At 67.3% G+C, this 16444-nt stretch carries 23 protein-coding genes; 15 read left to right on the top strand and 8 right to left on the bottom strand.

Going from position 1 to position 16444, the window contains the following annotated elements; genetic code table 11:
• Positions 1 to 57 precede the first annotated feature (57 nt).
• The 3 genes from QMG28_RS11690 (at position 58) to QMG28_RS11680 (ending at position 3599) form a co-directional block, all read left to right on the top strand.
• Positions 58 to 540, top strand: coding sequence for an Lrp/AsnC family transcriptional regulator (locus tag QMG28_RS11690; protein WP_281842484.1), 483 nt, complete (start codon positions 58 to 60; stop codon positions 538 to 540).
• A gap of 179 nt (positions 541 to 719) precedes the next feature.
• The gene (locus QMG28_RS11685; RefSeq protein WP_281842483.1) at positions 720 to 2195 is read left to right on the top strand and encodes an NAD-dependent succinate-semialdehyde dehydrogenase; all 1476 of its coding nucleotides are present in this window, start codon (positions 720 to 722) and stop codon (positions 2193 to 2195) included.
• A 33-nt stretch (positions 2196 to 2228) separates the two neighbouring features.
• The gene (locus tag QMG28_RS11680; protein ID WP_281842482.1) at positions 2229 to 3599 is read left to right on the top strand and encodes an aspartate aminotransferase family protein; all 1371 of its coding nucleotides are present in this window, start codon (positions 2229 to 2231) and stop codon (positions 3597 to 3599) included.
• 31 nt (positions 3600 to 3630) lie between these two features.
• Here the strand turns inward: QMG28_RS11680 and QMG28_RS11675 are convergent, their stop codons facing one another.
• Complete coding sequence (locus QMG28_RS11675; protein ID WP_281842481.1) at positions 3631 to 3852, bottom strand: LysR substrate-binding domain-containing protein; 222 nt, start codon at positions 3850 to 3852, stop codon at positions 3631 to 3633.
• On the opposite strand from QMG28_RS11675, the gene QMG28_RS11670 reads away from it, so the two are divergent.
• Positions 3836 to 3985 carry a hypothetical protein gene (locus tag QMG28_RS11670; RefSeq protein WP_281842480.1) on the top strand — a complete coding sequence of 50 codons (150 nt, stop codon included), beginning with the start codon at positions 3836 to 3838 and terminating at the stop codon, positions 3983 to 3985. The two genes, QMG28_RS11675 and QMG28_RS11670, sit on opposite strands and share 17 nt — an antisense overlap.
• Positions 3986 to 4053: 68 nt before the next feature.
• Here QMG28_RS11670 and QMG28_RS11665 read toward each other — a convergent pair whose 3' ends face one another.
• From QMG28_RS11665 to QMG28_RS11645, 5 genes are all read right to left on the bottom strand, one after another.
• On the bottom strand, positions 4054 to 4902 hold the full coding sequence (locus QMG28_RS11665; protein WP_281842479.1) for an alpha/beta fold hydrolase: 849 nt from the start codon (positions 4900 to 4902) through the stop codon (positions 4054 to 4056).
• A gap of 60 nt (positions 4903 to 4962) precedes the next feature.
• Entirely contained in the window at positions 4963 to 5877 is a 915-nt protein-coding gene (locus QMG28_RS11660) for an EamA family transporter (RefSeq protein WP_281842478.1), read from the bottom strand.
• A gap of 233 nt (positions 5878 to 6110) precedes the next feature.
• Entirely contained in the window at positions 6111 to 6734 is a 624-nt protein-coding gene (wrbA, locus tag QMG28_RS11655) for an NAD(P)H:quinone oxidoreductase (RefSeq protein WP_281842477.1), read from the bottom strand.
• 106 nt (positions 6735 to 6840) lie between these two features.
• Entirely contained in the window at positions 6841 to 7728 is an 888-nt protein-coding gene (locus tag QMG28_RS11650; protein WP_281842476.1) for a LysR family transcriptional regulator, read from the bottom strand.
• A gap of 84 nt (positions 7729 to 7812) precedes the next feature.
• Complete coding sequence (locus tag QMG28_RS11645) at positions 7813 to 8118, bottom strand: ribbon-helix-helix domain-containing protein (protein ID WP_281842475.1); 306 nt, start codon at positions 8116 to 8118, stop codon at positions 7813 to 7815.
• A gap of 186 nt (positions 8119 to 8304) precedes the next feature.
• Between QMG28_RS11645 and QMG28_RS11640 the strand changes: the two genes are divergently transcribed.
• The 11 genes from QMG28_RS11640 (at position 8305) to QMG28_RS11590 (ending at position 13391) form a co-directional block, all read left to right on the top strand.
• Complete coding sequence (locus QMG28_RS11640) at positions 8305 to 8802, top strand: YeeE/YedE thiosulfate transporter family protein (RefSeq protein ID WP_281842474.1); 498 nt, start codon at positions 8305 to 8307, stop codon at positions 8800 to 8802.
• A 3-nt stretch (positions 8803 to 8805) separates the two neighbouring features.
• A complete protein-coding gene (locus tag QMG28_RS11635) occupies positions 8806 to 9438 on the top strand; it encodes a YeeE/YedE thiosulfate transporter family protein (RefSeq protein ID WP_281842473.1) in 633 nt (210 codons plus the stop codon).
• 33 nt (positions 9439 to 9471) lie between these two features.
• Positions 9472 to 9774 carry a sulfurtransferase TusA family protein gene (locus QMG28_RS11630; protein WP_281842472.1) on the top strand — a complete coding sequence of 101 codons (303 nt, stop codon included), beginning with the start codon at positions 9472 to 9474 and terminating at the stop codon, positions 9772 to 9774.
• 4 nt (positions 9775 to 9778) lie between these two features.
• On the top strand, positions 9779 to 9988 hold the full coding sequence (locus QMG28_RS11625; RefSeq protein WP_281842471.1) for a hypothetical protein: 210 nt from the start codon (positions 9779 to 9781) through the stop codon (positions 9986 to 9988).
• 109 nt (positions 9989 to 10097) lie between these two features.
• Positions 10098 to 10367, top strand: a complete 270-nt coding sequence (locus QMG28_RS11620; RefSeq protein ID WP_281842470.1) for a hypothetical protein — start codon at positions 10098 to 10100, stop codon at positions 10365 to 10367.
• 1 nt (position 10368) lies between these two features.
• Positions 10369 to 10911 (top strand): rhodanese-like domain-containing protein, encoded by a 543-nt coding sequence (locus QMG28_RS11615; protein WP_281842469.1) that lies wholly within the window; start codon positions 10369 to 10371, stop codon positions 10909 to 10911.
• A 24-nt stretch (positions 10912 to 10935) separates the two neighbouring features.
• Positions 10936 to 11226 (top strand): hypothetical protein, encoded by a 291-nt coding sequence (locus QMG28_RS11610; protein ID WP_281842468.1) that lies wholly within the window; start codon positions 10936 to 10938, stop codon positions 11224 to 11226.
• Positions 11227 to 11238: 12 nt separating this feature from the next.
• Entirely contained in the window at positions 11239 to 11517 is a 279-nt protein-coding gene (locus QMG28_RS11605; protein ID WP_281842467.1) for a hypothetical protein, read from the top strand.
• A gap of 13 nt (positions 11518 to 11530) precedes the next feature.
• On the top strand, positions 11531 to 11719 hold the full coding sequence (locus tag QMG28_RS11600; RefSeq protein ID WP_281842466.1) for a hypothetical protein: 189 nt from the start codon (positions 11531 to 11533) through the stop codon (positions 11717 to 11719).
• 43 nt (positions 11720 to 11762) lie between these two features.
• The gene (locus QMG28_RS11595; RefSeq protein WP_281842465.1) at positions 11763 to 12713 is read left to right on the top strand and encodes a sulfurtransferase; all 951 of its coding nucleotides are present in this window, start codon (positions 11763 to 11765) and stop codon (positions 12711 to 12713) included.
• Between the two features lie 18 nt (positions 12714 to 12731).
• Positions 12732 to 13391 carry a hypothetical protein gene (locus QMG28_RS11590; protein ID WP_281842464.1) on the top strand — a complete coding sequence of 220 codons (660 nt, stop codon included), beginning with the start codon at positions 12732 to 12734 and terminating at the stop codon, positions 13389 to 13391.
• Between the two features lie 52 nt (positions 13392 to 13443).
• Here the strand turns inward: QMG28_RS11590 and glpK are convergent, their stop codons facing one another.
• Together glpK and glpD are read right to left on the bottom strand one after the other, a co-directional pair.
• The gene (gene glpK / locus QMG28_RS11585; protein WP_281842463.1) at positions 13444 to 14931 is read right to left on the bottom strand and encodes a glycerol kinase GlpK; all 1488 of its coding nucleotides are present in this window, start codon (positions 14929 to 14931) and stop codon (positions 13444 to 13446) included.
• Positions 14928 to 16424: a glycerol-3-phosphate dehydrogenase gene (glpD, locus tag QMG28_RS11580; protein ID WP_281842462.1), complete on the bottom strand. Its 1497-nt coding sequence runs from the start codon at positions 16422 to 16424 to the stop codon at positions 14928 to 14930. Before glpD ends, glpK begins: the two co-directional genes overlap by 4 nt.
• Positions 16425 to 16444 lie beyond the last annotated feature (20 nt).

Below are 16444 nucleotides of genomic sequence, written 5' to 3'. Positions count from 1 at the left end.
CCAGCCATGTGGCCGGGATGCTAGGCGACAGGGGCACATTCATCACAGCGTGAGCCGATGAAACTCGACAGCCGCGATCTCGATATCCTGCGCGTGCTCGCCACCGAGGGGCGCATTACCAAGGCCGACCTGGCCGAGCGCGTCGGCCTTTCGCCCACCCCGTGCTGGAACCGGATGAAGCGGCTTGAGCAGGGCGGGCTGATCGAGGGCTATGGCGCGCGCATCAATCTCAAGAAGATCGCGCCGCATGTGACGGTGTTTGTCGCGGTGGAGCTTGCCGACCACACGGCGGCGAGCTTTCGCGTCTTCGAGGATGCGGCGGGCCGCTACGATGAGGTGATCGCCTGCTGGGCGCTGGGCGGCGGGTTCGACTATCTGATGCAGATCGTCACCCGCGATATCGACGCCTATCAGCGCCTGATCGACGACATGCTGGATGCCCGCATCGGGCTGGCGCGGTATTTCACCTATATCGTCACCAAGCCGGTGAAGGGCGGCGGCGCGCCGCCGTTCGACGTGGTGCTGGGCGATGGGGGCTGAACCGAAATCTTTCCAAGATTTCGGGCCGGTTTCTTAGAAAGAAACCGGTGGCGACGGCGGAGAGGAATCCTCTCTTGGCCTGAGGGCGAACAGGCAAATCTTCTCGGCAGCGGGCCAATTTCGGCCTCGCTCCCCGCCCCCAAGCGTCAGACTGGGCTGGCGAACAGGGGAGATCTGCCATGCCCGACACCGCCATTTCCGCCCGCCGGGACATTGCCGACAAGCGCCTCCTGCGCGGGTTTTCCTATATCGACGGCAAATGGGTCGCCGCCTCGGACGGGGCGACGCTGGCCGTCACCGATCCCGCCAGCGGCGATGTGCTGGGCGACGTGGCGAGCCTGACGGCAGCCGATGCGACGCGCGCGGTCGATGCGGCGCAGGCGGCCTTTGGCGCATGGTCCTTCCTTCTGCCGCAGGAGCGTGCGGCGATCCTGCGCCGCTGGTTCGACCTGATGCACGAGCACAGGGACGATCTTGCCCGGATCATGGTGCTGGAGCAGGGCAAGCCGCTCTCCGAGGCGCTGGGCGAGATCGGTTATGCGGCGAGCTTTGTCGAGTTCTATGCCGAAGAGGCCAACCGCCCGAACATCGAGGGGGTCACCAGCCATTTGCATGACGCCGAGGTGGAGCTGTGGCTGGAGCCGGTGGGTGTGGTCGCGCTGATCACGCCGTGGAACTTTCCCGCCGCAATGCTCACCCGCAAGGCCGCCGCCGCGCTCGCCGCGGGATGCACCATCGTCGCCCATCCGGCGCATGAAACCCCTTATTCCGCCCTGGCGCTGGCCGAACTCGCCGAGCGGGCGGGGATGCCGGCGGGCGTGTTCAACGTGGTGACGGGCCGCGCCACCACCATCGTGCCGCACTGGACGGGCGACGCCCGCGTGCGCGCGCTGTCGTTCACCGGCTCGACCGAGGTGGGCCGGCTGCTTTACCGCGCCAGCGCCGATACGGTGAAGCGGCTGGTGATGGAACTGGGCGGCCATGCGCCGGTGATCGTATTCAAGGGGGCCGATCTGGATCACGCGGTGGCCGAGACGATCAAGGCCAAGTTCGCCACATCCGGGCAGGATTGCCTCGGCGCGAACCGGATCTATGTGGAGCGCCCGATCTACGATGAGTTCTGCCGGCGCTTCACCGAGGCCACACAGGCGCTCAGCGTCGGGGCAGGGATGGACGATCCCGATATCGGCCCGCTGATGAACGAGGCGGCGGTGCAGAAGCAGGAGGCCCATGTGGCCGATGCTTTGGCGAAAGGGGCGGTGCTGGCCTGCGGCGGCGCGCGGCTCGATCTCGGCCCGCTGTTCTACGCGCCGACCGTGCTGACGGACGTGCCGGATACCGCGCTGATCATGCGGGAAGAAACCTTTGGCCCCGTCGCCCCGATCACCCCGTTCGATACCGAGGACGAGGTGATCGCCCGCGCCAATGACACCGAATACGGGCTGGTGGCCTATGTCCATTCCCACGACCCGCGCCGGATCTACCGGCTCAGCCGCGCGCTGCAATACGGCATGGTCGCGGTAAACCGCACCAAGGTGACCGGCGCGCCGATCCCGTTTGGCGGCACCAAGCAATCCGGGCTGGGGCGCGAAGGGGCGCGGCGGGGCATGGAGGAATTCATGGAAGTAAAATACGTCTGCCGCGACTGGGCATGAGCCAGCGGCACAGCAACCGACAAAGGGACAGACATGCTCAAGAACGACCTCTTGGAAACCTGGGACCGCGAAAACTTCTTTCATCCCTCCACCCATCTGGCCGATTTCGCCCGGGGCGATGCGCCGCAGCGCGTGGTGACGGGCGGCTCGGGCAGCTACATCGAAGACCGTGAGGGCAACCGGCTGCTCGATGCCTTCGCCGGGCTTTATTGCGTGAATGTGGGCTATGGGCGCAGCGAAATCGCCGATGCCATCGCGGCGCAGGCAAAGGAGCTGGCCTATTACCACGCCTATGTCGGCCACGGGACGGAGGCCAGCATCACGCTGGCCAAGATGGTGCTGGACCGCGCGCCCGCGCATATGAGCAAGGTCTATTTCGGTCTGTCCGGCTCGGATGCGAACGAGACCAACATCAAGCTGGTCTGGTATTACAACAACATTCTCGGGCGGCCCGAAAAGAAGAAGATCATCTCGCGCTGGCGGGGCTATCACGGCTCGGGGCTGATGACCGGCTCGCTCACCGGGCTTGAGCTGTTTCACAAGAAATTCGATCTGCCGCTGGCGCAGGTGATCCACACCACCGCCCCCTATTACTATCGCCGGGAGAACCTCGCCCAATCCGAGGCCGAGTTCGTCGCCCAGTGCGTGGCCGACCTGGACGCACTGATCGCACGGGAAGGGGCCGACACCATCGCTGCGATGATCGGCGAGCCGGTGCTGGGGACAGGCGGGATCGTGCCGCCGCCGGCGGGCTACTGGGAGGCGATCCAGGCGGTGCTGGAGAAGCATGACATTCTGCTGATCGCCGACGAGGTGGTGACGGGGTTTGGCCGCACGGGTTCGATGATGGGATCGACCCATTACGGGATCGAACCCGACATCATCACCATCGCCAAGGGCCTCACCTCGGCCTATGCGCCGCTGTCGGGGTCGATCATTTCCGGCAAGGTCTGGACGGTGCTCGAACAGGGCACCGACGAGAACGGCCCGATCGGCCATGGCTGGACCTATTCGGCCCACCCGATCGGGGCGGCGGCGGGGGTGGCCAACCTCAAGCTGATCGACGAGATGGGGCTGGTGGCCAATGCGGGCGAAACCGGCGCCTATTTCCGCGCCGCCATGACCGAGGCGCTGGGCGATCACGGCAATATCGGCGAAATCCGGGGCGAGGGGATGCTCTGCGCGCTGGAATTCGTGGCCGACCGCGAGGCGCGCCGCTTCTTCGACCCGTCGGACAAGGTGGGTTACCGCCTCGCCGCCGCGCTGCTGGAGCAAGGGGTGATCGGGCGGGCCATGCCGCAGGGCGATATCCTCGGCTTTGCCCCGCCGCTCAGCCTGTCGCGCGAGGAGGCCGACATTATCGTCGCCGCGACCGCGAAAGCGGCGCAATCGGTGCTTGGCTGATCCGCATGCTCCGGCCCGTCAGGGGCCGGGGCTAGCGATAGGTGCGCTCGTCGAGGCTGACGCTGTCGAGCATCTCGGAACATCCCGCCAGAAACGCCGCCTCGGCTTCCGAGAAACGGCGGGCCGGGTTGGTGAGCAGGTAGATATTGATCAGTGGCAGATCGTCATAGGGCGGCAATTGCCTGAGCCGCCCGGTATCCACGTCGCGCCGGGCCACATGCAGGGGCAGGGCGCCGATGCCGATATCGGCCACGACCATCCGCCAGCCGCTCAACCAGATGGTATCCGCCGCCGTGAGCGAACTCGTCGCCGCGATCGAGGATAACCCGCCGATCCGCAAATTGCGCCTGCAGCCCGTCGTGGTCGAGCGCGGCACCACCCGTTGATCCAATGCCTGTCGGCGGGCGCCGGATCGTGCCGGGCGCCCGCCTGTGCTCTGCCTCTGCCCGTATGCTTATCGGGTGAGGAAGCCGGTGACCGCCTCGGCGAAGGCGGGGGTGAGCGGGGCGGCCAGGTGATCGGCGCCGGGGATCGTGACGAAGGTGAAATCGGCCAGGGCGTCGCCCAGCCTTTCCACGTTGTCGTGTTCCTCGTCGGCGTCGCCGGCGAGGCCAAGCACCGGCACCGGGATGGCTGCGAGTTCCTCCGCCGTGAGGCCGAGCAGGTCCGGCATGGCGGCAGCGACGGCGGCGAGCGGCGCGGCGGCCTGTTCCGGAGCGATCCCGTGGCCGAGCAGCATCGCATAGCCCGCCGCGGCATCTTCTTCGCTGCCGCTGTCTTCCGGGGCCATCGCGGCCATGAAATCGCCAAAGCTGGCGCTGGCGCCGAGCGCGTCTGAGATGTAGCCGTAGAGTTCGCCTTCGGCCTCGCCCGACCAGCCGGAGCCGGCCACGACGAGCGACAACACTTTTTCAGGGTGGTCGGCGGCGAATTTCAGAGCGGTCTCGGCGCCCATCGAATAGCCGACGATATGGGCCCGCTCGACGCCGCGCGCCTGCATCACCCGCAGCACGTCATTGGCCATTTCGGCGCCATAGGCGGCCGGGTCGGTGGGTCTGCCGCTGTCGCCATGGCCGCGCGCATCGACGGTTATGGTGCGCAGCCCGGCCAGCGGGGCCAGCCCGGCGGCAGACCAGAGCGTGGAAGACCCGGCGAAGGCGTGCAGCAGGATCACCGCCGGGCCTTCGCCCTCGTCGGTGACGTGCAGCGCCACGCCGCCCGAGTCGATCATGTAGGTTTCGGCCAGCGTGGGCAGGGGCAGGGCCATGAGAGCGGCGGCGAGGGTTTGAGCGATGGGGTGCATGATATGTCTCCTGGTTCGGTGGGGTTGTAGGCTGTGCAGGGAGAATAGATCGCCTGCATTTCATGCGGAATTGGCCAATCTGGCACTTCTTTTATGCGTTTTTGCATGGACTGGTTCTGCCCGACCCGCGCGCCGCACCGCCGCCTGCCCGACCCAGATCGACACCAGAACGATGGCCGCGCCGATCCGTTGTACCGGGGTGAGCGCTTCGCCGAGCCAGAGCCAGCCGAGCGCTACGGCGGTGACCGGGCTCATCATCCCGAGCATGGCCACCGCACCGGGCCCGATCCGGGCGATGCCCCGGAACCACAGCCAATAGGTGGCCGCCGCCCCGATCAGCCCGAGCCAGGCGAGGCCCGCGAGGTTGGCCGCGCCGAGCGGTGGCAGGGCCGGTTCGAGCAGCAAAGCGAGCGGCAGGAGCAGCAGCCCGCCCGCCGTGAGCTGCCAGGCGGTGAAGCTGAGCGCCGGCACCGGCGGTTGCCAGCGGCGCGAAAGCACGGTGCCCGCCGCCATCGACGCGGCGCCGCCCAGCCCGGCGGCAATGCCGAGCGGATCGAGCGCCGCGCCGGGGCCGAGCACCAGCAGGGCAACCCCGCCCAGCCCCGCTGCCGCCGCGATTACGGCTGTCAGCGGCGCGCGGGTGCCGAGGAGCAGGCGCGACAGGGCGAGCACCATCAGCGGCTGGGTGGCCCCAAGCGTGGCGGCGACCCCGCCGGGCAGGCGATAGGCGGCGACGAACAGCAGCGTCCAGAACAATGCGAAGTTGAACGCGCCAAGGGCAAAGACCCGCCCGAGCCAGGCGCGCGGCGGCAGGCTGCGGGTGACGAGAAGCAGCAAAAGCCCCGCCGGCAGGGCCCGCAGCACCGCCAGCGTCACCGGATATCCGGCGGGCAGGGCCTCGGTGGTGACGAGGTAGGTGCTGCCCCAGATCGCCGGGGCGAGCGCGGTCAGCGCGATATCTTGCATACGGGGCATGGCGGAACTCCTGTTGCCGTGCTGGCGGGGTCACCAGCGGGGAGAAAGGACGATGGGCCGTTCGGGCCGGGGTTCGAGCCCGATGTCGCGCATCAGGTGCGCGCTGAGGTCGCGCGGCACGCGGCGGCGGGCCTTGCGGCGTATCCGGCTTGCGGCACGGGAGATCGCCGTAGGATGCCCGCGGCGGCCATGCCGGGGGCGCGGACTGCGGGCTGGGCGGAGGGTGAGCGGCATCATGCGGCCTCCGTCAGATGGTTGACCGTTGCCAGCGCGGCGGCGAGGCGGGCAACATGCGCGCCCTGAAAACGGGCGCCGTCGAGGTCGGTGGCGGTGGGTTGCAGCGCGCCATCGGCCCCGGCAATCGTGCCCGCGCCATAGGGCGCGCCGCCGATGATGCCCGCGCGCGACGTCTGCCCGGCGAAGCTGTAGGGCAGCCCGGCGATCACCATGCCGAAATGCATGAGCGGGATCTGCGTCGTCAGCAGCGTCGCCTCGTGGCCGCCATGCTGCGAGCCGGTGGAGGCGAAGACGGCGCCGACCTTGCCGACCAGCGCATTGCGCGCCCAGAGGCCGCCGGCCTGGTCGAGAAACTGTTTCATCTGCCCCGCCATCATCCCGAAGCGGGTGGGCGTGCCGACGATCACCGCATCATAATCGGCGAGGTCGGCGGGCGTTGCGGTGGGCGTGTCGTCGTCGACATAGCCCGCCGATTTGCGCAGCGCGGCAGGCACCGTTTCAGGCACGCGGCGGATATCCACCTGCGTGCCGGCCACCGAGCGGGCGCCCTCGGCCTCGGCGCGGGCGAGGGCGCGGACATGGCCGTAGCTGGAATAGTAAAGAACGAGAATGCGGGTCATCGGCGTTTCCTTGCAACCGGGGTTTCGTTGCAGGGAACATGCGGCAGGCCGCGCGCCGGATAATCGGCGCCGCGCTCAAATCATTCTTTACGGGACGTGAAGAATGTCAGCGCCGCAGGGCGGCGCGCAGATGGTCGATGAAGGCGGCGACGCGCGGATCCATCCCGAAGCGCGAGGCGGTGACGGCGCAGATCTCGCGGGTCGGCAGTTCCCACGCAGGCAGGACGCGCACGAGATCGCCGCGCGCCTCGGCGGTGTCGGAAACGAAGTCCGGCAGGGTGCCGATACCGTAACCGGCGATCAGCAGATCGCGCAGCACGAGGCTGTTGCCGACCTTCACCGCCGGATCGAGCTGAAGGCTGCGCACACCGTCCGGCCCGTGCAACTCCCACTGGGTGAGATGATCGCCGGGCAGAAAGCCCACGATCCTGTGGCCCAGAATATCCTCGGGCACACGCGGCGTGCCTGCCTTGGCGAGATAGGCGGGCGAAGCGAAGATGCGTTGGTGCAGGGTGGCGATCTTGCGGGCGATCAGGGTGGAATCCGGCATTGCCTGCCGGATGCGGATCGACACGTCAAACCCGCCTTCGACCATGTCGACCAGCCGGTCGTCGAGCGAGAGGGTGACGCGCAGATCGGGATAGGCATCGAGAAAATCGGGTAGAAACCGCGCGATCACCTCCTGCCCGAAGGAGGTCGAGGCGTTGATGCGCAACTGCCCGCTCACCGCCCCGGCCCTTGCGCGTATCCTGTCTTCCACCTGACCGACGGCGGAGAGGATATCCTGCGCCTCTTCGTAGTAAAGCCGCCCCTGATCGGTGAGCGACATTGCGCGCGTGGTGCGGGTGAGCAAGGTGCATTTCAGGCTTTGTTCGAGCAGCTTCACCTCGCGGCTGAGCAGGGCGGGGGAAACGCCGAGATCTTCCGCCGCGCGCGCGAAGCTGCCGCGCTCGACGATTCGGCAAAAGGCGTTCATGACCGAAAGTTTGTCCATCCCCACCCGGCTCCGGCGGCAAAGCCCCATCCTGTTGCGCCGGACGAGTATGGCAGATCGGCGCCGGCGTTTGAACGCCTGCGATCAGCTTGCGTAGATGTTCATATATTTCATGCAGATCACGCGCAGGCAGGACGAGATATTCTTGTCGTTGGCCACCAGGCATTGATCGTGAATCTGCGCGATGAGCTGCGGCAGGGTAATCGCCATCCGGTCGGACATGTCTTCGAGCACGGTCCAGAATACCCGCTCCAGCCGGATCGTGGTGCTGTGGCCGTGAATCCGGAAGCCGCGCTTTTCCGGCGCGAATTCGCTGACCTGGTCGATCGAGCAGGCATTGAACATATGGCCAAGGAAATCATTGGGTTCGAGTTCAACGTAGATCGACATATCGGCTCCGTTCGTCGGGGCTGCGGGTGATGCAGACAAACGGATAAACGCGCGCCCGGCTCGGGGCCAATGCGGGTTTTTTGCCGTTTGTGCTCATGTTTCCAATAATTACTACCACCTCTCCGCGCCCGGCTCCTAACCTTTTCTCAAATCAAGGACACAGGTTGCGACGCAGGGGAGGACGCTTTGCCAATCGAATTCTTCAAAAAAACACTCGACCCGGTGATCGCGTTGTCCGCGATCGCGGTTCTGGATATTTTCCTGTTTCTGCAGGTCGGCGCATGGACGGTCGGCGGCGGCGAAACGATGATGACCGGGCTGATCGCCCAGGTCTTCATGGGTGAGGAGCTGCAGCGGCTGCCGTTCTGGAACCTCGTCTTCGAACCCGATCCGACCTACTGGAAGATCTATATCAGCCTCGGCATGCTGTTCGGCGCCTTCGTCGGTGCGGTGCTCTCGAAAGAGTTCTACATCCGCTTTCCGCGCCGCCTGTCGGAATGGGTGATGATCACCATCGGCGGCCTGCTCATGGGCATCGGCATTCGCCTCGCCTTCGTCTGCAACGTGTCGACCTTCTTCGGCATGGGGCCGGAGATGAACATGGGCGGCTACCTCGCCATGTCGGGCATCCTCGCCGGGGCCTGGGTCGGCTCGATGGTCTACAAACGCATTCTGGAGGGCTGAGCCATGAGCGCCATAGGACAATGCCTTATCGCTTTCATCTTCGGCTCCATCGTCGGGCTGCTGGTGCAGCGCTCGCGCTTCTGCAACACCGCCGCCCTGCGTGACGCGATCCTGTTCAAGACCTATCGCAACACCAAGGCGCTGCTGGTCGCGATGATCATCCTGACGCTCGGCTTCACCGCCTTCCTCACCATCGGCGAGGGCAACCCGATGCATTTCGATGTTGGCCTCAACACCTTCGCCGGGCTGTTCATCTTCGGCGTCGGCATGGTGCTGGCCGGGGCCTGCACCGTCTCGACCTGGGTCAAGACGGGCGAGGGCAATGTGGGCGCGCTCTGGGCGCTGCTCTTCACCTTCGTCGGGATGTTCCTGTTTTCGCTGCTCTGGTCGGCGAATTACTGGCCGCCCGCGCCCGCCTCGATGACCGGCGAGCCGAATCTCGAAGCGCTGCAGCTGGGCTATGCCAACGCCGCCACCTTGCAGGAGAAGCTGGGCATTCCGGCGATCGTCTTCGGCATGATCCAGGCCGGTGTGCTCTTCCTGATCTACCGCGCCATCCGCCGCAAGGAAGAGGCGCAGGCCGAGCGTCACCGCCAGGCCACCGCCAGCGCCACGATGGCGCAGCCGGCGGAATGACATAACAGATACAACCACTTACGGGAGGACAAGATGGGACTGTTCGGAAACAAGAAAAAGGCCGAGGATTGCGCCGCCACCGAAGCGACGCTGAGCGACGGCACCACGATTGCCGTGGCCCGCAGCGTGGACTGCATCGGCGACAGCTGCCCGCGTCCGCAGCTCATGACCAAGAAGGCGGTGAAGGAAATCGGCTCCGGCGAAGTCGTCGAAGTGCTGGTCGACAACCCGTCATCGGTCGAGGCGCTGCCGCCGATGTGCGACGAGATGGGCGCGGTTCATGTCGAGACCATCCAGGCGCCGCGGTGCTGGAAGGTCTACATCCGCAAGGATTGATGCGATGACCGCTTCGAGACTTTTCATGAATGTCTACAGCTGGGGGGCGATGGTGGTCTCCGTCGCCGGCCTGGTCTGGATGCTGATCTCGCCGCCGCCGTCGATGCATGTGGACCGCGACGGGGTGGCCCATTTCACCCCGATGGTGGAACACCCGATCACCGGCGAGGCGGTGAGCATGAACGCTCTGATCCGCCATTATCGCGGCGACTGAAGGAGGACGATATGGACTTTGAAACCACCGCCCAGATCATCCTGGCCGTGCTGGCCTTCGGGGTGATGTACGTCGCCTTCCTCAAAGACAGCTTGTGAAGGAGGACCGGATGGATCGTGCAAGCATCATCTTCTGCGTCGCCTGCGTCATCGTCTTCGTCGGTGTGAGCTGGGTGGCCTTCCCCTTCGCGGCGATGGACCCGGAGGAGGTCGCCCTCGCCAGGACGCCGCAACCGGCGGAACTCCTGGACATGGTGGATGTGGGTCAGGGCTTCGGCGAGCTGCCGGTGATCGAGCTCATGGGCTACTATGTCGAGAACCCGCCTGTCGTGGCCGCCGGGGCTGCCGCGGCGCCCGAGATCAAGTTCGGGGGCTGCTGACATGCGGGCGGGGCGGATCGCGGTTTGGGGAGCGCTGGCGCTCCTGCCGGGGCTGCCGCTTGCCGCCGGCCCGGTGGCGATGCTCGCCGACCTGCCCGACGAGGCGCGCGTGATCGACATTCGCGCCGAGGCCCGCTGCCTTGAGGCAAGCCTGCCGGGTGCACGCTGCCTGCCCGCCCCGGCGCTGTTCGGGTCGGGTGAAACCCCGCCGGTGAGCTTCCATGCCCTGCGCTGGCTGCTCGGCACGGTCGGGCTCAGCGGGGCCGAGACGGTGGCCGTCTATGGCGACGATCCCGCCGAGGCGCTCGCGGTGGCGGCGCTCTTCTATCTTGCCGGTCAGGCCGGGGTGGCCGTCATCGACGGCGCGCCGGAAGCCGGCAACCGGGGTGCGCCGCGCAGCTTCTCGCGCGAGGTGGTCTTCACCGCGCCGATGCGGCTGGCCGAGATCCGGGTTGACGCAAACGCCCCCGGCGCCCTGCGCCAGCGGCTTGAAACATTCGCGCGCGGCGATGCTCCCAATGTCGCCTTCGCGCCAGAGACATGACTTACGGAAGGACCAGACACACTCATGGACGTGTTACTTCACATCACCACACCCAACGCGGCCCCGGTCGCGGCGGCGCTCGGCTGGGCGCTCACCGCCGAGGGCGCGAGCTGGGGGTGCTTTCTGACCAATGACGGCGTGAAAGCGCTGGGCGAGGCGGAGTTTTCGACCGCGATCGACGGCGCCGCGCGGGTCGCGGTCTGCGAGCATTCGTGGGATCTGCACATGGCCGGAGCCGATTGCCCGGTGGAGCGCGGCAGCCAGACGGTCAACTCGGCGCTGATGGCTGAGGCCGCGCGTGTCGTGAGCCTGTAGGAGAGGGGGATCATGGAGGAGAAAAAGATCCTTGTTCTTGGCCGGCGCGACCATACCGAGGCGATGCGCGTGGCCGCGGGGCTGACGATTTTCGGCCACGAGGTGCGGCTGGTCTTCATGACCGGGCCAGTGGCCGATACCGACGAAAACGCGGCGCAGGCCGAGTTGCTCGAACTCAGCGACATCGTGCCGGAAACCACCGTGGAGGAGATGGCCGACGATCTCGCCTTCCTCGATGCGGGCGCGCTGGGCGAGGCCATCGCCAGCGCCGACCGTGTGGTCAATCTCTGAACCGGAGGCAGACATGACCATTCTCGAACTCACCACCGGCCTGTTCCCCGACGCCGCGCGCGTCGATGAAGCGGTCGAAACGCTACGTGGCACGCATACCGTCGAGCGTGCCGATACCACCGGCCTCGCGCCGGACGATTCCGACGGTTGGGCGAAGGTGGTGCGGGCGATCCTGTCCGCCGACCACATCGTGACGCTTTGAGGGGGCCGGATGGCCCCGGACAATCACCAAGGGAGGACCAACAATGAAACAAGCTCAACACATGATCCGCGGGGTCTTTGCGGCCCTCGCGATGATGGCGGTTACCGCCTTCGCGGCGCTGCCGGCCATGGCCGCCGATCCGCTGGTGGACGTGGCCTGGGTCAAGGCGAATACCGGCGCGGACGGGGTCGTCTTCCTCGACACGCGCGGCTCGACCGACTATCTGCGCGGCCACATTCCGGGCGCGGTCAACACTGACTACGGCAAGTCCGGCTGGCGTGAAGCCCGCGGCGGCGTGCCGGGCCTGTTCCCGGCCGACACCGCCACGCTCGCGGCGCATATCGGCGGTCTCGGCATCGGCAATGATACCCATGTGGTGATCGTGCCCGCCGGGTCGGACAGCTCGGAGATGGGCACGGCCACCCGGATCTACTGGAGCTTCAAGGTCATGGGCCATGACAATGTGTCGATCCTGAATGGCGGCATGGGCGCCTACCTGGCTGAAGTCGATGGCGACAAGAACCCGGTGAACCCGCTTGAAAAGGGCGCCACCGAAGCCGCGGCGCAGACCTTCACCGTGGCGCTGCGCGAAGAGATGCTGCTCGACGAGGCCGATGTGCAGGCCGCGATCGACGGCGGCGCGCTGGCGGTCGATAACCGCACCGCCGACCAGTATCTCGGCGTCAACCGTCATGGCGCGTCGAAAGCTTCGGGCACGATCCCGACGGCGGTGAACCTGCCGCAAAGCTGGATGACCGAGAATGGCGGCGGCAGCTTCCGCGACGGCGCCACCCTCGCCAGGCTCTACGAAGCGGCGGGCGTTCCGACCGAAGGCGCGCAGGTGAGCTTCTGCAACACGGGCCACTGGGCCTCGATCGGCTGGTTCGTCTCGTCCGAACTGCTCGGCAATGCCGATGCGCAGATGTATGATGGCTCCATGACCGCCTGGACGGCGGCCGGCATGCCGGTGGAACAGCAGGTCGCCGCGCAATAACGGCGGAAAGGGTGACAGATGGCGCGTGAGCGTCCAAGCACCATCGCAAGAACCATCGTGGCCGCGGGCATCAGCCTTGCGGCCACGGTCTTTTGGCCGGGCGCGGCGGCGTCCGACCCGGCCCCGCGCGCGCTGGCGAGCGAACTCAGGATCACGTTGGGCGATCTCGGACGGCTCGGGGCCGAGGGCCTGCCGCCGCGCCATGCCGAGGGGCTGGTGGCGCGGATCGAGGGGGCGCTCGGGCTGTTGCCCTGGCTGCTGACCGGGGCGGGGGATGCGGCCGGCGCGGCGGCGCTGGCGGCATGGCAGGGCGCCGATCTCGAACCCGCCGGACAGCGTGCCGCGCTGACCGCGCTGGTTGGCGAACTGGCCGCGCGGCACAGGCTTGACCTGTTCGCACGCACCGCAATTGCTCCGCCGGGGGCGGGTTTGGCCGAGGCGCAGGCGATCCACGAAACCTATTGCTTCGGCTGCCATGACGATTACGGCATGGGCGACCCGGATGAGCCTCTGCCGAGCCGCGATCTGCGGCTGATGGCGCAGGAGGAGCCGGGCGATATCTTCCTCGCCCGTCTGATCGGCGGGGTGAAGGGGGATGAAAGCATCGCCTTTCACAACCCGCTGACCGAGGCGCAGATCCTGGCGCTCTATGCCTATTATCAGCGCCCGGCGCCGTAAGCCGGTTTCTTTCCAAGAAACCGGACCGAAATCTTAGAAAGATTTCGGTCTGTCAGCTATGGTCCGACAGGGTGCGCCGCACCGCATCTTTCCAGCCCGCGAGCCGCCGTGCGCGGGTGGCGCTGTCCATCTCCGGCGCGAAGCGCCGCTCCAGGTCCCAGCTTGCGGCAAACGTCTCGCGATCGGGATAGATCCCGGCCTTCATCCCGGCCAGCCAGGCCGCGCCCTTCGCGGTGGTTTCCAGCACCTGCGGGCGGTCGACCGGGCGTCCGAGAATGTCGGCGAGAAACTGCATCGTGTAATTCGAGGCCGTCATTCCGCCATCGACGCGCAGCGGCGCATCGCTCGGCAGGCCGGGCCAGTCCGCCTGCATCGCGTCGAGCAGGTCGTCGGTCTGAAAGCCCACCGATTGCAGCGCCGCGCGGGCGATCTCGTTCGGGCCGGTATTGCGGGTGAGGCCAAACAGCGCGCCCCGGCTCTCCGCATCCCAGTAGGGCGCGCCGAGGCCGGTGAATGCGGGCACAAGGATCACCTCCTGTTCCGGGTCGGCGGCGCGGGCCATGCTGCCGGACCGGCTGGCATCGTCCACGATCCCCAGCCCGTCGCGCAGCCATTGCACGGCGGCCCCGGCGATGAAGATCGAGCCTTCCAGCGCATAGGTGACCTTGCCATCCAGCCGGTAGGCGATGGTGGTGAGCAGCCGGTTCTGCGAGGGCACCATCTCGGCCCCGGTATTGAGCAGCGCGAAGCAGCCGGTGCCGTAGGTGGATTTCATCATCCCCGGCGCGAAACAGGCCTGCCCGACAGTGGCCGCCTGCTGATCGCCCGCCACGCCGAGGATCGGCAACGGGGCGCCGAAAAGCTCGGGCGCGGTGGCGCCGAACTCGTCCGCGCTGTCCTTCACCTCGGGCAGAAGCGACATCGGGATATCGAGAAGCGCGCAAATCTCGGCATCCCACGTGCCGTGGCGGATATCGTAAAGCAAGGTCCGGGCGGCATTGGTCGCGTCGGTGGCATGCACCTTGCCGCCGGTAAGCCGCCAGATCAGGAAAGTGTCGACGGTGCCGAAGGCGAGCTTGCCCGCCTGCGCCCGGTCGCGCGCGCCCGGCACGTTGTCGAGCAGCCATTTTACCTTGGTGCCGGAGAAATACGGATCGAGCAGCAGCCCGGTGCGCTCGGTGATCATCGGCTCATGGCCCGCCGCTTTCAGGCGCCCGCAGGTCTCGGCGGTGCGCCGGTCCTGCCAGACGATCGCGCGGTGGATCGGTGCGCCCGTCTCGCGATCCCAGATCAGGGTGGTTTCGCGCTGGTTGGTGATGCCGATGGCGGTGATCGCCTCCACCCCCACCTGCGCCACCGCCGCGCGGGCGGTGGCAAGCGTGGTCTGCCAGATGTCGTCCGGGTCGTGCTCGACCCAGCCCGAGGCCGGGTAGTGCTGCGCGAATTCCGCCTGCGCGCTGGCGGCGGGGGCAAGATCCGGCCCGAAGACGATGGCGCGCGACGAGGTGGTGCCCTGGTCGATGGCGAGAATATGGGTCATGCCGCTTCCTTTCGGCTGTCGAACCAGCGCGCGACGGCGCGGGCCGCTGTCTCGTCGAGTTGTAACCCGAGCTTCGTGCGCCGCCAAAGCGCATCCTCCGCCGTTTCGGCAAACTCCTTGTCGGCCATCCAGCCAAGCTCCGCCTCGGTCAGCGTCGCGCCGAAATCGCGGCCTAGATCGGCGGGCGCGCGGGCGTTGCCCAGCACGGCGCGGGCCTCGGTGCCGTAGAGCCGGGCCAGCCGGGCGGCCCAGCCCTCGGTCAGAAACGGATAATCGGCGCGAAGCCCGGCAATGAGCGCGGGCAGGCCATCGACCGGGAAATCGCCTCCGGGCAGCGGTGCCTGCGCCGTCCAGCCGTCGCCGAGATCGAGCTTCGCCAGCGCCGCCTCCGCCAGCTTGCGATAGGTGGTGATCTTGCCGCCGAAGACATTGAGCAGCGGCGCGCCATCGCCGCCGTCGCGCGTCAGCACATAATCGCGCGTCGCTTCGGTGGCGCTGCTGGCGCCGTCATCCACCAGCGGGCGCACGCCGGAAAAGCGCCAGACCACATCCGTAAGTGTGACCGGCCTGTCGAAATACTCCGAGACGAAGGCGCAGAGATAGGCCGCCTCCTTTTCGCTGCAGCGCGGGTCGGCGGGGTCGTCGCCCTGATCGGCCTCGGTGGTGCCGATCAGCGTGTAATCCTGCTCGTAAGGCATGGCGAAGACGATCCGCCCGTCGCCGCCCTGCAGGATATAGGGCTGGCCGTGGTCGAAGATCCTCGGCACCACGATATGGCTGCCGCGCACCAGCCGCACGGCGGCATGGTCGGGCAGGGCGAGCGCCTCGTCCAGCACATGGGCCACCCACGGCCCGGCAGCGTTGACGAGCCGGCGGGCGCGGTGGATTGCCGTCGCGCCATTGCGCTGGTCTTCCACGCTGATCTCCCAGACATCGCCGTGCCGCCGCGCCCGGGTCACCTTCGCCCGCGTCATGATCCGCGCGCCCCGCATCGCGGCATCGCGGGCGTTCAGAACCACGAGGCGGGCATCGTCCACCCAGCAATCGGAATATTCGAACCCGGCGGTGAAGCGGTCCTGCAACGGCTCGCCCGCCGGATCGCGCCGCAGATCGACCCGGCGCGTGGCGGGCAGGATCTTTCGCCCGCCCAGATGGTCGTAGAGAAAGAGCCCGAGCCGCAAGAGCCAGTGCGGTCGCAGCCCCTTGTGATGCGGCAGCACGAAGCGCATCGGCCGGGCGATATGTGGCATCGCGGCCAGCAGCACCTCGCGCTCGCGCAGCGCCTCGCGCACCAGCCGGAACTCGTAATATTCGAGATAGCGCAAGCCACCGTGAAACAGCTTCGACGAGGCCGAGGAGGTCGCCCCGCCCAGATCGCCCATTTCGGCCAGCGCCACCGAAAGCCCGCGCCCGGCCGCATCGCGGGCGATGCCACAGCCATTCACCCCGCCGCCGATGACGAAGAGATCGTAGATCGTGTCGGCTTCGCCCATACCCGGCCCTTCCGCGCTGC

Source organism: Sinisalibacter aestuarii, from assembly GCF_027923545.1.
Taxonomy (GTDB): Bacteria; Pseudomonadota; Alphaproteobacteria; order Rhodobacterales; family Rhodobacteraceae; genus Sinisalibacter; species Sinisalibacter aestuarii.
Note: the sequence above shows the minus strand (reverse complement) of the source record. Positions and strands in the feature narration are given on the sequence as shown.